Below are 15,192 nucleotides of genomic sequence, written 5' to 3' on the forward strand. Positions count from 1 at the left end.
CCCTGCCCGAATTGTTCACCGAGAAAAACACCTATGAACAGATCAAACTCTGCTTTGAAGCCAAAGACAGCGAACACTGGGAAACCCGATTCGATTGAAAAATAAAAACCGCCCGGGTTGACATTTTTGAAATTTTAGTGTACAATAAGTTTACACATCGAGTAGCGAAATGCGTAAATCCAGATTGGATTTGCGCATTTTTTTGTTGCCCGAAATCAAAAACGGAGTAGATATAAAATGCAGCAATTACCCTCAAACAATTTCCTCGAAACCGAAAGCGTCGGAAAACTCATGCGAAAATACGCCGTCCCCTGTATCATTTCGCTGCTCGTCGCGGCGCTGTATAATATCGTCGACCAGATTTTCATTGCAAATGCGGATTATCTGGGCTCATTCGGCAACGCGGCCAACACCGTCGTCTTCCCGATGACCATTATCGCGCTCGCCATCGCGGTAATGATCGGAGACGGCTGCTGCTCATTCGTTAGCATCTGCCTTGGCGCAAAGGAAAACGAAAAAGCGCATCACGGCGTTGGAAACGCGGTGGTGCTCACTGTCGCGGGCAGCTTGATACTCACGGCGGTCTATCTGATCTTTCAAAACCAGATTCTGACCATGTTCGGCGGCAGAGTCAACGCCGAGACGTTTTCACTGTCAAAAGAGTACTTCTTCTGGATCTCACTTGGAATTCCGTTCTATATGTTCGGGCAGGCCATGAATCCGATCATACGCTCAGACGGCAGCCCGAAATTCGCGATGTTCTCGACATTAGCCGGAGCGGTTGCAAATATCATCCTCGACCCGATCTTCATCTTTGCTTTCAAATGGGGCATGATGGGCGCCGCAGTCGCAACCGTGATCGGACAGATTATTACGGCGATTATGGCCATTTGGTATCTGCTGCACATGAAAGCGGTCAAGCTCCAAAGAAGCAGTTTCAACCTGCAGAAAAAAGTCATCGGCCGCTTTCTCTCGCTGGGACTGACAAGTTTTCTCTCGCAGATCTCACTGGTCGCAGCGATGGCAGCCATTCAGAATATGATTCTTAAATACGGCGCACTTGATCCGATCTTCGGTCAGGAACAATACGCTCAAATCCCGATGGCGGTGTTAGGTATCGTCATGAAATTCTTCCAGATCGTCATCTCGATTGTCATCGGCATGGCGGCGGGGTGCATACCGGTCGTCGGTTATAACATGGGCGCGCAGCGCACTGACCGCGTCAAGGCGCTGTTTACGCGATTGCTGATTGCCGAGGCCTCTGTCGGCGCCATTGCCCTGCTGATTGTCGAACTGCTGCCCACGCAGCTGATTATGATTTTCGGCGCGGCGAACGAGAGTGTCTTTTATACCGAATTTGCCGTCCGTTCCTTCCGCATTTACCTCTGCATGATGATCTTCGCCTGTGTGAACAAAGCGACATTTATTTTCCTGCAGTCGGTCGGCAAGGCCTTTGCTTCCACGATGCTCTCGATGATCCGTGAAATTGTGTTCGGTGTGGGACTGGCACTGCTGCTCCCGCTGTTCTTCGGACTGGACGGCGTTCTCTATTCCATGCCGGTCTCGGACATCCTCACCTTCGTCGTATCTGTGATCATTATCATTGCAACTTACAAATCCCTTCATAAGAAGCCTGAAACCACCGCTGTTGAAAATTATGATATGGAGGAAGCCTAAATGTCTAAACAAATTATCACGATCAGCCGCGAATTCGGAAGCGGCGGCAGGAGCATCGCCAAGGCGCTTGCCGAAAATCTTGGAATCAAATATTACGATAAAGAGCTTGTAAAACAGGTCTCGCTTGAAACCGGTTTCGCGCAGAATTTCATCGAAGAACACGGAGAATATGCACAATCCAAGAGTAAATTCGAATCCTTCTTCGGTCAAACCGGCACGCCCGGCGTCATGAACGGCCTCTCTGCGGACGATTTTCTTTGGTGCATCCAACGGGACGTGATACAACAGATCGCCGAAAAAGAGCCGTGCGTGATTGTCGGCAGATGCGCGGATTACATTCTCAAAGACCGCAGCGACTGTCTTCACGTCTTCATTCATGCGGATATGGCTTATCGCGCGGAGCGTATCGTCCGGCTCTACGGCCAGTCTGAAAATACGCCGGAAAAACGCATCAGTGATAAAGACGCGCGGCGCAGTGTCTATTATAAACAGTTCACCGGCAGGGATTGGGGCATGGCGCAAAACTATCACATTACGCTCAACAGCGGTGTCATCGGTATCGACAAATGCGTCGCCATCCTCGAAGATTTATATAAACAATAAAGAGCATAACACAAATTGCATAATAAAAGCGGCGGCAGTCACCGGTTGGGTAATTGCCGCCGCTTTTTAAAATTTTCTGCTCTGCCGTTCATCAAAGAAACGTCTATGAAAAGATCAAACTCTGTTTCGCCGCCAAAGATGCCGAACATCGGGAAGTGCCATTACGCGCACTTACCTCTCAGTCAATCACAGTAATCCGTTTTGCTCTAACGCACCGCTCCTTTCGAATATTGTGGATATTTTCCCTGAAACAACAAATAGTTTTTTGCGTGTTTGGATTCCCTCGAAATGGCGTTGCAACTTAAATCATTGCTTTTTCTTGCTCTTGCTGGTCAAAATAACGACCACAAGAGCAATGATAATCAACAGAAATCCAATTATAATGTACACTGCGTTTTGTTGAATCATCTCCGTAAAGCCACCGGAAACGGCGTTTTCATCTTGTACAACGGCAGCACTCGCTTCATCGGAAAAAATTGCGGCATCGGCCGATTGTGTGCCTGTTGCTTCCGTTGATGAAGCATCAGCGACTGCTTCCGGTAATGCCGCGGCTTCAGATGAAATCACATCTGTCGACTGTGTGGAGACAGTGGCGGAAGACGAAATAGAAGACACTGCCGAGGTTATTGCGGACGAAGCTGAAGATGTCCCCGAAGAAACCGTAACGGATTCCGCCGCTGAGCTTTGCGAAGAAACCGGCGCTGATGAACCCGCTGTATCCGCGGATGAGGTGGCCGATGTCGTGACAGATGACGAAGTTGTAAACGACGGTAAAGAGATCATCGACGGAACGGAAGGCGCCGTCGATAATGAAACAAATGAAGTCGAAGGAATGACAATAGACGGGGAAGATGATGTGCTTGATAAAGAGGAAGTCAACGACGGAAAGGAGATCATCGACGGCGTTGAAGACAATGAAAGAATCGACGGAATAGAACCCGTTGGGAGTGAGACTGACAGCGATGCGAATACGGAGTTGAACATAATCACCATACATAGCAGCATCGCGGCAATCAACAGAAACTTGGTTTTCTTCATAAAAATCACCTTTCTATTCTTTTTTGTTTTATTTTCTCTATATCTATTTTTATTATATGAAAGATCAAAATATTTGTAAATACAATTTTCGAATATTTTCAATATACAGTCATCATATTTTCAACAAAAAATCACAATATTAAATAAAGTATTAAATGATATAAAAACCGCGAAACTTTTTAAAAATATAAAACCCGGCAGTCATCGAGATGATGACTGCCGGGTTCCGATTGTTTCTCTTATAAAGTTGCAATCAATGTTTTCGGGTCTCTGTATTCCAGTCCCAAACTGTCCGCCGCGTTTTGGCAGGTCATATAGCCCTTCGCGGTGTTCAGACCCTTCATCAGGCCTTCATCTTCGAGCAGCGCACGGGAGACACCCTTGTTCGCGAGATTGACCAGATACGGCATCGTCGCCGATTCGAGTGCCAACGTCGAGGTACGGGGTACCGCGCCCGGCATATTAGCCACCGAATAATGAATCACGCCGAACTTTTCATAAGTGGGATTGTCGTGGGTCGTCGCATGATCGATGGTCTCGATCGAGCCGCCCTGATCGATGGCGACGTCGACGATGACCGAGCCCTTTTTCATGGTCTTGACCATATCCGCAGTTACGATTTTCGGCGCGCTCTTGCCCGGAACCAAAACGGCTCCGACCAGCAGATCGGCGTCTTTCACCGTCTGCGCCGCATTATAGGCATTGTAGACCAGCGTCTTCAGCCGTCCGCCGAAAATGTCGTCGAGATAGCGCAGACGCGGCAGGCTGATATCCAGAATGGTTACGTCCGCACCCAGCCCGAGGGCAATTTTCGCGGCGTTGGTGCCGACTGTGCCGCCGCCGACAATCACGACCTTGGCGGGCAAAACTCCCGCGACGCCGCCGAGCAGCACGCCCAGCCCGCCGTTCGGTTTTTGCAGATAATTCGCGCCGACTTGAATCGACATCCGCCCCGCGACCTCGCTCATCGGGGCCAAAAGCGGCAGCGTGCCGTCCTTTTGCACGGTTTCAAATGCGATACCCGTGACCTTTTTATCGAGCAGCGCTTTTGCAAGAGGCGGATTCGGGGCAAGGTGTAAATAGGTATAAAGCGTTTGTCCCTCGTGGAACAAATCATATTCCGATGCCAGCGGTTCCTTAACTTTGACGATGATGTTTGCGCGGTCGAAAATACTCTTTTTGTCGCTCTCGACAGCTGCACCCGCTTCAATGTACTCTGCGTCTGTGAATCCGCTGCCTTCGCCGGCGCCGGTTTCGACCAGCACGGTGTGTCCCTCGCGCGCCAGTACATGTGCGCCGCCCGGGGTGAGCCCCACTCTGAACTCATTGTTCTTAATTTCTTTGATCACGCCGATAACCACGGTAAGACCTTCTTTATAATCAGGTTATTCCGGGTAGACCGATTCGTTGTTTTTACAGGTGGCAAGCACGACGTTGGTGTAGGTCTTAATGACGCCGGAAACGCCTTTGATCTTGTTCAGCAGTTTTTCGAGCGTCGAGGGGTTGTTTGTCACGATTTTGAGCACATAATCATAGTTGCCCGCGATGTAGTGACACTCTAAGATGTCGTTTTCGCCGTCGATGAACTTCAGAAAACTCTCAATATAACTCGGATTTTCCAAGCTCACGAACATGAACGCGGTCAGTTCCTTGTGAAAGCTGCTGCCGTCGATGATGGCGACATACCGGCTGATGACGCCGGACGCTTCAAGTTTCTTGATACGTTCGCCTACAGCAGAGACCGACAGGTTGACTTTCTGCCCGATTTCGGAAAGAGATGCGCGCGCCTGTTTACGCAGAACCCTCAGGATTGCGAAGTCGATGCCGTCCATAAAAACCCTCCGGAATTCAAGATTATTTTATGATTTTACAATAATATTTTCAATATGTAAAGCTTTTTTCGATATTTATTTTGCAATATCTCTATAAACAAAATATATTTTCCCGTCTCTTCTCCCCACCCCCACCCTCTCAATAATTTTTATGGGTGGAAAAAACGACCATTTATACGCAAAAACGCCGCTGTTCATGCGGCGTTTTCTCTGTTATATGCAGTTTCCTCACCCAACCACCGGACTCTCCGAATACTCCAGAGCAATATCTCCCTCTTGACCATCTCTGCGCAAAAGCCCGTATAAACTGCTCAACAGAAGTTTTCGGGACTTTGCGGCGGTTTGGGCCTCGGGAACGAGCAGTCGGAACACCGAAGCGGCTACTTTTACGATATAATCCAAATCCGTGGAAAACCCCGCAGGGGTCTCGGTATACTGCTGGTGCGCGTCGAAAAAGAGCGCCTCCGCCGAACCGGATTTTCCGTTTTGCAGCGGAAATACCGTTCCGCAAAATCCGCTTTGGAAGCGGCTGTGCAGATTGATCTCATAGCTGTGATGGCCTTTGACACGCCCGCCGAATTCGGGATTATGCGTATAGGTGAAAGCGTCGGCGACGTAGTGCATCAGCTTCCCGAGGCGATAAAAATTCAAAACATTTCGGCGGTGGTTTCGCCGCAGACGTCTGACCAGACGCAGAATCCGGCTCTGCCCGTTGGGATAATGATGCCCCCGAAACGGCTGAATTTTCAGTGACCCCTTCAGATATGTCAGGTAATTGTAATCCGGCTCGACACAGCCCCATAAAAACAGCTTTTTATGCCGCTTTTTCGGCAATTCCGCGCAGTTATGAATCAAATATTCTCCTAAAAGTTTATGGCTCTGTTTTAACAAATCGGCATCTCCTGTTACAGATATACTGTCGTCCGGCTGCCGCGCTTTTGGATTTTACCCCGCGCCGTTCTGTGCCGAACGCAAAACAATATATCACAAAAGCGCAAACTTCTAAAGCAAAAACAAGCTGAATTGACAGAATATCCAGTAACCCCCTGCGGATTTTTGCGCCTTTTTTGGGATTTTCATCCGCAGCAAATTTATCAATTAAAAATAAATTTTTGAAAACCGGTTTTTATCTTTGAGAATATGCTATAATCTTTTGGCAGTATTTGAGTTTATCTGCTGCCGGTTCTTTCTTATGTGATCATCCGAAATTTTAAAGGAGTTAACCACAATGAAGAAATTAATCGCCTGCTTTCTGTGCATTTTGATGATGACCCTGTTTGCCGCGTGCGGAGGGGCCGATGTTCCGTATGAAGAGGATGTCAGCGAATACACCATGTCAGAGTCGGATTCTCAGCCCGAAACAAACGAGACGGTTCTCAACGCCATTGCGGTCATTGAAAACGCCTATGCCGACGAGGGTTATCTGTGTGAATACATCGGGGATGACATGCTGAAAGTCGCTTCGGACGGAACTTACTATGTCAATGTGAATGATGCAGTGGGAGAGACCGACGAGGCCTTTTACTGCCTGCGGCTCTATACCGATACGACCGATGACCCCAATGCGGATTATGAGGGCACCATCGCAAAATTTTATGTAAATCAAAGCACCGGCGTCCTGTACATCATGGATTATAATAACGGTACTTTAACTGAAATGGCGATAGAATAAACCGTTATAAAAACAAAACATCATTAAATATACGAGGTGCTGTTATGAAGGAAATGATCATTTTTACTGTCACCGGCTTGATAATCATGGTTTTGGGAATCCTGTTATTAAAGCGGGAAAAAAGGCTTTTTCAAGACCCTGTGGAAACTACCGCCACGGTGACGACTTATAACGAATATTACGATCAAACCCCTGCCGGGAAGCAGCTTATGTACACCATGGTGGTGGAATACCGCCTGTCGGACGGCACTTTGATTCAAGCTCCGGAACAATCGGGTTCAAACAGAAAAAAATACCGCGAGGGAAAAGTGCTGCAAATTCTGTACAGCCGCGAAAAAACCGACATGTTCATTGTCAAAGGGGATCATTCCCGAAAAATCATCTTGGTCGGCATGATTGTTGTCGGCGCGCTGATGATCGTCGGCGGGTTTTACATGATTTTTTTCCTATAAATAAAAAGCGAATATACTGAAACACGGTCTTTTCTGCAAAGAAAAGACCGTGTTTTTTTAGTACCGAGAGGCTTGGCGAAATAAAACGCTATTCGATAAATCGAATTTTGGACAAATCGGGTTGATGCGGAGAACCCTCCGCAACAGCATACCCCACCAAAACCGAAAGTCCGAATTCCCACCCGTCCGGCAGGTTAAACTTTTTTCTGAACATATCCCCGTTTTGACCCTTTAACGGAATGGCGGGCGACGCGGCGATAACGCTGGAAAGCCCTAAAGATGTGGCGGCCAATGCAATGTTTTCGCTGACAATGCCGATATCAACCTCCCGCCCGGATTGCTTTAAAATCAGGAACATGCAGGGCGCATTGTAAAACAATTTCCCACCCCGTTTTAAGATCAGATTGTAATAATCACTGTCGTCGCCGTTTTTCAAAATGCGCATGCCCTCGTCGTCCAGTTCATCGACGATGGCTTTGTTGTTTACCACGACAATCCGCCATGGCTGGCGGTTCATCCCGCTCGGCGACTGCACTGCAGCCAGCGCAATGGCCTCCAGCTTGTCCCGCTCCGGCATCCTGCCGTCAAAATCGCGGCACGAATACCGCTGTGCAATCACTTTCAGCGTCTCGTTCATCCGATAACCCTCCAATCCACAAAATTTCAAATTCTCTTTTTCAATTCATTCATCCGGACAATCCCCGAACACGGTAAAACTGATAACCCCCGGCGTGATTCCCGCCGGTGCACCGTGAAGAACCAGCCGAACTTCCTTTGCCAAAACCGTATCCGGCAGCACTTGATAATCAAGCACCATGTCCCGTTTGTTTTCGCGCATATCGAAAATCACTTGCCAGTCCTCATCGGGCATTTTGGCTTCTACCGTATAGCAAAAAGGCCCCGGCAGCACGCCGTTCCTGTAATCCAGTCCGACGTCGCGCCAGATGATGCGGAACGCTTTCACTTCAAATGGTGTGCGGAACTGAACCGAAATCCACGGCTTTTCATCCTCCGCCGACGGCTGCCACCAAGTCAGCATGCTGTCGTCAAACGCGTATAACGCATCTCGACCGGGCGCCGTGCTCGATGCTTCGCATGGGCGGCGGAAAGAAAGCGGCAGCATTCCGGCACCGTTTCCGTTCTGCGGATTCGCTAAAACCCCGGGGGCAAATTGCGGGATTTCAGACGCACCCGCCGTGAATAAATTCCCGTTTTCGTCGATTCCGACAGGATCCATCCCGACTCTGCGTTCGGTCCCATGCGCATAACAGAGCGTGCAGGTATAAAAAATCCAAATCGTATTATCGGGGCCATTGACCACGCAGCCGTGCCCCGGTCCGCGAATAATGCCGTATCTTTTCGTGATGATCGGATTGTTTTCCTGATATACAAAATCCCCGAGCGGACTGCTCCCACGGTACACGCCGACACTGTAGGTGTCGAATTCGGTGCCGGGCGCACAGTAGCACAGATAATAGATGCCGTTGTGTTTGAACATCCAGGCGCCCTCGACATAGCTGAACGCTTTGTCTTCATTCCACTGCCCCAGACGCTCTCAAACATGCGCGGGGTCATATTTTAAAAGCGCTTTCGGCTCGGTGATCAGCCGCCACGGTTGATCGCCGTCCAGTTCCGCGCCGTAGATCGGTGTTCCACCGCCGTAATAGAGATATAAACGGCCGTCGTTATCTGCAAATAACATCGGGTCGCCAGGACGCAGCTCATTTCCCGAAAGGTCGGTAAAATTTCCGACCGGCACAAAAGGCCCCAGCGGATTGTCGGCTTCCCGCAGCTCGGAGACACCGCTTGCCGCCATATAATATTTATCTTTATAATGCACGACCGTCGGCGCATATCCCATGTCCTCCGGCTCGATTTTCACATGTTCCCAATTGACAAAATCACGGCTGACATACGCCATCCCGCAGGAGGGATAGAGATACCAAACACCGTCTTCATATAACACCGTCGGATCCGCCGTCTCGCGGTAATCCGACAGTTCCGGATGTGTTCTGCAAGGCCGCCCTCTCGGATAATCCGGCAGCGGCAGCGGATTGCAGTAAGTCGGTTTATTTCTGTTATCTTTATCGTTCATATTTCGGTTCCTTTTATGGTAGTTCAAATCAAGCCGTTCCTTCTCGTGAAAACGTCTTATTTTAAATCGTATGATACCATGAAACCGATGAAATGACAACAATCGTTGACCGAAACCGTTAACCGCTCATTGTTATCGCATTATGCTTTTTCGGATTTTCTTTTGAGCAGTACTAAAAGACCGCCAAACGCACATGTCGCGGTCAAACCCGCCCAAAGAGTGACATTTTCGCCGCTTCCGGTATCGGGAACACCGCCCAACACATAGGATTCGCCCGACGTGCTGTTTTCGGCGCTGAGCGAAGCGGACGCGGGCAGATAAAAGTAGAGATTCGTATCCCCGCCGCCGTGTCCTTTTCCCGTATAACAATAAGTATAGGTCTTTTCGCTGCCGGTCACAAACGACGTCCAGCTGACTTCCGTCGGGTTATCGGCGTCAACCATATCCGACTGGATCGTCAGCGTCACCGCTTCATATCCGTTTGTCAGCGTACCGACGGTATCGGTTTCGATATATGCGCCGTGTCCGATGGCCTCCGCATCGCCGGAACCGATTGCCGCTTTTACGGAGCCGCCCGTGATGACGACTGTGCCGCCCGTACCGCTGCGGCCGCCGCCGATACCGGAACTGTATAAACCGCCTGTGGCTGTGATTGTGCCATTGGTGATCGTCACATTTCCGCCGGCTTTGCCGTATCCGCCGCCGATGCCCGCACCGCTGTCACCGCCGGTTGCCATCACATATCCGCCGTTGATTATAACCGTACCGCCCACGCCGTTTTGACCGCCGCCGATGCCGGAAGCCCAAAATCCGCCCTGTGCAATGACTGTTCCGCCGTTTACAGTGACCGTACCGCCCATCGTACCTTGTCCGCCGCCGATGCCCGCACCGTATTTTCCGCCGGTGGCCTCAACCGTTCCCCCGTTGATCACGACATTACCGGATACCACTCCGTAACCCCCGCCGATACCGGCCATCCCGTACCCACCGGTTACAGAAACAGAACCCGTGCTGCCCTCGGCATTGTCAATCGTCAGCGTCTCCGAAACCTCAACCTTGATGGCGGGTTGATTACTCATCGCCGAATTCGTATTCGTACCGCATGTGAAGACATTCTGCCCTTCCAACAGAATCGTCACATTCCGATTGCTGTTAAACGGACACCTCATATACGATGTGGCCTGTGAAAAATCGATCGTCACGTTGTCAAGCAGAACGGTAACCGCGTCGGTTGTGTTGACCGAAATCACAAACTCCGTTGTCGAACCGGTGATCAGATAGGTGCCTCCGGAATTGATATTAATGTCGCCCGCCGAAATATCATAAATCGTTCCCGCATACACTCTTTGAATAAATTCTTCGGAGTAACTGCCGAAACCGCCTTCATACCCGTTATAAGTCGCATTGATCGTATGTAGTCCCGCCGATAAGATGCTCGTGGTAAAGGCCGCTGTTCCGTTGGACACTGTAGCTGTTCCCAGAAGCGTGTCCCCGTCATAAAAATCCACATCCCCTTTTTCCGCAGCGCTGCCGTAGGTCTGTGTGACGGTCGCGGTAAAGGTCACGCTGTCGCCGACCTGAATGGGGTTTGTGTCACTTGTGAGAACGGTTTCGGAAAATTGCCCTTCCGGCAGATAGAAATACAGCATGGTCTCACCGTTTCCGTGTCCGGTGCCCGTGTATGTGTAATGCATCGTGACGCCACCCGAAATAATGGGAATATCATAACTGACTTCCTGCGGATCGGTTTCCGAGAACACGTCATATACGCCTCTCGGATATACCGACTTGTATCCGTTCGACAACGTACCGTCATCAGTTCCGTTACTGCCGGCACCGATTGTGGCAGCGTTATAACCCGCTGTGACTTTAACCGACCCGCCGGTAATGATTACAGTACCCCCGTTTCCGTCCGCACCGCCGCCGATGCCCGCACCGCCTTCTTTGTATTTAAAGCATGCACCGCCTGTCGCGGTGACCGTGCCGCCGTTGATGGTGATGGTGCCGCCATCACCCATATCTCCGCCGCCGATGCCCGCACCGCCGCCGTAATAGACGCCGGCTGTGTTGCTGCCGGCGATAACCGTGCCGCCGTTGATGGTGATATTGCCGCCGTCGCCGCCATATCCGCCGCCGCCGATACCCGCACCGCCGTCGCCGCTTTCGCATAAACCGCCGGTAGCGGTGATCGTACCACCGTTGATGATGATGGTACCGCCATCGCCGTGATAATATGCGCCGCCGATACCCGCGCCAAACTGGCTGCTGGCTGTGATCGTTCCGCTGTTGATGATAATGGTTCCGGCATCGCTCGCACCCATATCATCGGATTTTCCGCCGATTCCTGCGCCGTATTTTTCGCCTACGGCGTTGAGCGAACCTGTACCGGAGATCACCAACGTAGCACCGATTCTGCAGCAAACACCGGCGTAATCGCCGCCGCTTACCATTGAATTTACCGTACCTTCCGCCAGAATAAGATTCGCATAAGATGTACTTGACAAATCAAATGCGCAGTATGTGTTCTTCACCGAGACGTTGTTTAAAATAATCGTGATCGGCGCGTCAGCTGTTCCGCCGTTGATTTGAATTTTACTCGAAGCGGTCGTCGTAACGCCGCTTTTCATCGATATCGTATAAGTACCGGGTTGTGTAAAGACCACCGCACCGCCGTCACTGTTATAGGTATAGCCGTTGACGATATCGGTCGCCACGACAAAATCACCGACCGTCGCTTCTGCGGCAAAAGCCGAAAAAGGCATGATCGAAAACATCAGCACTGCCGCAATCAGCAGGCCCGAAAATAATTTCTTTTTCATTTTAATTCTCCCTTTTTTCTTGATTTTTCATATTATACGCTGTCGTTTGTCGCACATACAGATACCGATCGGATCATACGGCGTCTGTTCCCGCAAAAACCAGCCGCAGCCGCCGCAATCGTCCGGCGACGGTTTATCCGGCACATTCGGTATGCAAAAAGAACAGCTGTCCTGCTCCGCAGTGGCAAACGGCCTGCCGTCATCGGTGTATTCGGGATGCGCTTCGTAATCGGGATAGGCGAGATAGCTCTCCTGCTGCACTTCATCATATTTCAGGTAAATCGGGATTTCCCGTCCGCCCGCCCGGCAGATTTTATACGGCTTTTGCTCAGAGCGCATGGCTGATCGCTTCCCTTCTTGGTATAATAAAAAAGCCCTCAGACAGTATTCAAACTTATCATAAAGGCAAATTTATTTTTTCGGAAGTGCCTTTTCATTCAAAAAAAGTCACTTTTTCGAATTCAGAAAATATATTGCGATAATTCATCCCTGCCGGATATACACAGTTTTTGATAAATCTCCAGCACGATATTTTTAAGCCGTCCCACCGAAATACCGTATTGCTCGGCGATTTTTACATAGGGAACGCGGCGCGCGACCAACACTGCAATATGGTATTCCCGCAAAGACAATATCAGCGTAATGTTGTCTTTTGTAAAACGGTTGTGAAAAGATATCCAGTTTTTCCATGTGCGTTTCCATTGCCCGATGACGACCTCGTAATAATTGGGGAATGACCGTTCCAGACACGACTCCACCAACCCGCCGAATGCCGTAACCACCTCGGCAAAAGGCGTGATAAAGCCGTGCGGCAACGCAATTTTCATCGCATCCAGAAGCCGTTTTTCGGCTTCATCTTTCCGACCCAGCACATGGCAGGCCACCGCACAGGTGACGCGCAGATAAATGTCCGGGACCGTAATCCCGTTTTGGGCCGGAGCAAGTGAAAGCGCGGTTTGACATAACGCCAGCATGGCTTCAAGATTGTTCACGCTGTGAAAATATTTCGCCCGCAAATAGAGCGCATCCGGTATCGCGCACGGAAAAAGCGCGCCAAAATCCCCGTTTTTCAGCCAATCCGGCACCATGTTCGGGGCAATAACGCTAACCGCGACGGTAGCAAGCGAAATTTCCGCAAATGCCGAAACCTTTTCGCTGATATCGGCCTTCACAATCTTTTTCAGATAGGCGTCGATTTCGGTATAAGTATTATAATCACCCGTGCTTACGGCGGCGACGATTGCAATCGGACAGGCACGCAGCTTAGATGCGTCATCGCCCTCGGTTTTCCGAAAACAACACATGACCCGCTCAAAATCTCCGCGCAGATAAGCCAGTTCCCCTTCATATTGAATCCGCAGGCGTTCGTCGCCGATCATATCCAAAATCCTATCCGGCGCATCGCCCGGCATCGGAACCGTCGTAGAAGCGGCGATATAAGAAAGTTCGTCTGTCAGCGAATAAAAAGATTCTTTTATGCGGCGCGGATCAGCCGGTTTTTCGGCATCGGCCGGAATCATCCACGCCCTGCCGTATTTCTTCGCGTGCGGGATGCGATCAGCAGCTAAAAGCCGCTGTATCTGCCGTTCGGTCACACGCCATTTTTCGGACGCCTCTTTCACGGATATGTAATTCATACCGAACCGCCTTTCCTTAGAGTGCAGTTCCATTATAGTCGTTTGAACGACCCGTTTCAATAATTAAATTAAAAACAACTGCTAAATTATCCCCAAAAATAAAAAAAACACCTTTCGGTGTTCGGGCCTCTGCAAACTGTATATAGAAAACGTTGATTACATAATAAGCATAACTGTTGAAAAGCGGCGGCAGCTGTATGGAAAATAACGACCCCTTATCAAGCCCCCAGTGGAGGTGCTTCACGGTGGGGCGGCTTGCTTTTTGAGTTTTTTACTTACCTTAATGCAGGTTATTTCTCTTTTTTGTTTTTTATGAATCGCTGTAAAGCGCACATAGTACCTTGAAAAATGAACATAGTAATATTCAGTCCCGCCCCCAGGCAATTCCATACCTTCGCATCTACTGTGGAACTTTCTTTGAGAATTAACGATATTTTAACGGCCGACGACTAAAAGATTTTGACCCGATTTTTGCGGTCTGCACCAGGATAGAAAAACAGAAAGGATCATCTTTTGCAGAATAGAGGTTGTTTATGCAGCATGTTCACTACTATCTCGATCAGGAAAGGAACGCTTTTATCAATCCAAAACTGGTTTTTTCGGGATCATTGAGTGTTGATAGAGTATGGAAAGGCGAAAAACATGCACACGATTTTTGCGAGATCATCTATGTTCTTTCCGGCAATGGCGCCGCGATTATTGACGGCACGAAATATGCGATAAAAACAAATGATATTTTGATTTATAATCCGAAAGTCCTGCACGAGGAACATTCCTACAGCGATGAATTCAATTTAGTGTTTTTCGCCGTTGATAACCTTAAGATTCCCACTTTGCCGGATGGTTGCTTAATCAGTCACGAGGCTAACCCGGTTATCCGGGTTGAAAGAAAGTATTCCATTCTAAAACTGATGTTTCAGACGCTATTGGAAGAAATCAATTTAAAGGATACGGGTTATAAAGCAATTGCCACTCACCTTGCTTCCTGTATTGTTTTTTATATATTGAGATTAATGAATATGTCTACAGTAAACAATGAAATTACGGAAAGAATAAAAAAGACGAGAGATTATATCAACGAAAACTACATGAACGAGATAAATCTGGACCAGCTCGCTGCAAGCGTTTATTTGAGCAAGTTTTATTATATGCATATGTTCAAAGAGTTTTTTTCGGTTTCACCCATCAAGTATCAATCCAATGTACGTCTGCAAAAAGCCAAAGAATTACTGCTGTCAACGGATTTAAGCATTGCGGAAATATCCGAAAAAGTTGGATATAATAATTATGTTACATTTTTGAGGGCGTTTAAAATCAAAGAAAATATTTTGCCAAAAAAGTACAGACTAGATAATTGTAATTAATAT

General features: G+C 49.0%; 14 protein-coding genes and 2 pseudogenes. 7 read left to right on the plus strand and 9 right to left on the minus strand.

The genetic code is table 11. From position 1 onward, the window contains the following. From PK629_11295 to PK629_11305, 3 genes are all read left to right on the plus strand, one after another. On the plus strand, nucleotides 1–98 hold a 98-nt coding region (locus tag PK629_11295; GenBank protein HOP12065.1), incomplete at its 5' end, for an ADP-ribose pyrophosphatase. A gap of 139 nt (nucleotides 99–237) precedes the next feature. Then, complete coding sequence (locus PK629_11300; protein HOP12066.1) at nucleotides 238–1,677, plus strand: MATE family efflux transporter; 1,440 nt, start codon at nucleotides 238–240, stop codon at nucleotides 1,675–1,677. After that, a complete protein-coding gene (locus PK629_11305) occupies nucleotides 1,678–2,280 on the plus strand; it encodes a cytidylate kinase-like family protein (GenBank protein ID HOP12067.1) in 603 nt (200 codons plus the stop codon). A 306-nt stretch (nucleotides 2,281–2,586) separates the two neighbouring features. On the opposite strand, the gene PK629_11310 is transcribed toward PK629_11305, so the two are convergent. Then, entirely contained in the window at nucleotides 2,587–2,847 is a 261-nt protein-coding gene (locus tag PK629_11310; protein ID HOP12068.1) for a hypothetical protein, read from the minus strand. Nucleotides 2,848–2,869: 22 nt separating this feature from the next. Between PK629_11310 and PK629_11315 the strand changes: the two genes are divergently transcribed. Beyond that, nucleotides 2,870–3,397, plus strand: a complete 528-nt coding sequence (locus PK629_11315) for a hypothetical protein (GenBank protein ID HOP12069.1) — start codon at nucleotides 2,870–2,872, stop codon at nucleotides 3,395–3,397. Nucleotides 3,398–3,557: 160 nt separating this feature from the next. Here PK629_11315 and ald read toward each other — a convergent pair whose 3' ends face one another. From ald to PK629_11330, 3 genes are all read right to left on the minus strand, one after another. Then, on the minus strand, nucleotides 3,558–4,679 hold the full coding sequence (gene ald / locus PK629_11320; GenBank protein ID HOP12070.1) for an alanine dehydrogenase: 1,122 nt from the start codon (nucleotides 4,677–4,679) through the stop codon (nucleotides 3,558–3,560). 24 nt (nucleotides 4,680–4,703) lie between these two features. Further along, nucleotides 4,704–5,150, minus strand: coding sequence for an Lrp/AsnC family transcriptional regulator (locus PK629_11325; protein HOP12071.1), 447 nt, complete (start codon nucleotides 5,148–5,150; stop codon nucleotides 4,704–4,706). Nucleotides 5,151–5,378: 228 nt separating this feature from the next. Further along, complete coding sequence (locus PK629_11330) at nucleotides 5,379–6,041, minus strand: zinc dependent phospholipase C family protein (protein HOP12072.1); 663 nt, start codon at nucleotides 6,039–6,041, stop codon at nucleotides 5,379–5,381. Between the two features lie 337 nt (nucleotides 6,042–6,378). On the opposite strand from PK629_11330, the gene PK629_11335 reads away from it, so the two are divergent. After that, nucleotides 6,379–6,822, plus strand: coding sequence for a hypothetical protein (locus tag PK629_11335; protein HOP12073.1), 444 nt, complete (start codon nucleotides 6,379–6,381; stop codon nucleotides 6,820–6,822). 44 nt (nucleotides 6,823–6,866) lie between these two features. Then, a complete protein-coding gene (locus PK629_11340; protein HOP12074.1) occupies nucleotides 6,867–7,274 on the plus strand; it encodes a DUF3592 domain-containing protein in 408 nt (135 codons plus the stop codon). A gap of 88 nt (nucleotides 7,275–7,362) precedes the next feature. Here PK629_11340 and PK629_11345 read toward each other — a convergent pair whose 3' ends face one another. The 5 genes and pseudogenes from PK629_11345 to PK629_11365 form a co-directional block, all read right to left on the minus strand. Next, nucleotides 7,363–7,911 (minus strand): nitroreductase family protein, encoded by a 549-nt coding sequence (locus PK629_11345; GenBank protein HOP12075.1) that lies wholly within the window; start codon nucleotides 7,909–7,911, stop codon nucleotides 7,363–7,365. A gap of 45 nt (nucleotides 7,912–7,956) precedes the next feature. Continuing rightward, a pseudogene (locus tag PK629_11350) lies at nucleotides 7,957–9,369 on the minus strand (family 43 glycosylhydrolase). A 140-nt stretch (nucleotides 9,370–9,509) separates the two neighbouring features. Then, on the minus strand, nucleotides 9,510–12,188 hold the full coding sequence (locus PK629_11355; protein HOP12076.1) for an Ig-like domain repeat protein: 2,679 nt from the start codon (nucleotides 12,186–12,188) through the stop codon (nucleotides 9,510–9,512). Nucleotides 12,189–12,215: 27 nt separating this feature from the next. Beyond that, the gene (locus PK629_11360; GenBank protein HOP12077.1) at nucleotides 12,216–12,527 is read right to left on the minus strand and encodes a hypothetical protein; all 312 of its coding nucleotides are present in this window, start codon (nucleotides 12,525–12,527) and stop codon (nucleotides 12,216–12,218) included. A 1,148-nt stretch (nucleotides 12,528–13,675) separates the two neighbouring features. Beyond that, nucleotides 13,676–13,825: pseudogene (locus PK629_11365) on the minus strand (helix-turn-helix domain-containing protein). A 533-nt stretch (nucleotides 13,826–14,358) separates the two neighbouring features. Between PK629_11365 and PK629_11370 the strand changes: the two are divergent. After that, nucleotides 14,359–15,189: an AraC family transcriptional regulator gene (locus PK629_11370; protein HOP12078.1), complete on the plus strand. Its 831-nt coding sequence runs from the start codon at nucleotides 14,359–14,361 to the stop codon at nucleotides 15,187–15,189. Nucleotides 15,190–15,192: the final 3 nt, after the last annotated feature.

It is taken from the genome of Oscillospiraceae bacterium (genome assembly GCA_035380125.1).
Classification (GTDB): Bacteria; Bacillota; Clostridia; order Oscillospirales; family JAKOTC01; genus DAOPZJ01.

Coding starts and splice junctions, on each gene's coding strand:
- PK629_11300 (HOP12066.1), top strand. CDS start 238: ATGCAGCAATTACCCTCAAACAATTTCCTCGAAACCGAAAGCGTCGGA.
- PK629_11305 (HOP12067.1), top strand. CDS start 1,678: ATGTCTAAACAAATTATCACGATCAGCCGCGAATTCGGAAGCGGCGGC.
- PK629_11325 (HOP12071.1), bottom strand. CDS start 5,150: ATGGACGGCATCGACTTCGCAATCCTGAGGGTTCTGCGTAAACAGGCG.
- PK629_11335 (HOP12073.1), top strand. CDS start 6,379: ATGAAGAAATTAATCGCCTGCTTTCTGTGCATTTTGATGATGACCCTG.
- PK629_11340 (HOP12074.1), top strand. CDS start 6,867: ATGAAGGAAATGATCATTTTTACTGTCACCGGCTTGATAATCATGGTT.
- PK629_11345 (HOP12075.1), bottom strand. CDS start 7,911: ATGAACGAGACGCTGAAAGTGATTGCACAGCGGTATTCGTGCCGCGAT.
- PK629_11355 (HOP12076.1), bottom strand. CDS start 12,188: ATGAAAAAGAAATTATTTTCGGGCCTGCTGATTGCGGCAGTGCTGATG.
- PK629_11360 (HOP12077.1), bottom strand. CDS start 12,527: ATGCGCTCTGAGCAAAAGCCGTATAAAATCTGCCGGGCGGGCGGACGG.
- PK629_11370 (HOP12078.1), top strand. CDS start 14,359: ATGCAGCATGTTCACTACTATCTCGATCAGGAAAGGAACGCTTTTATC.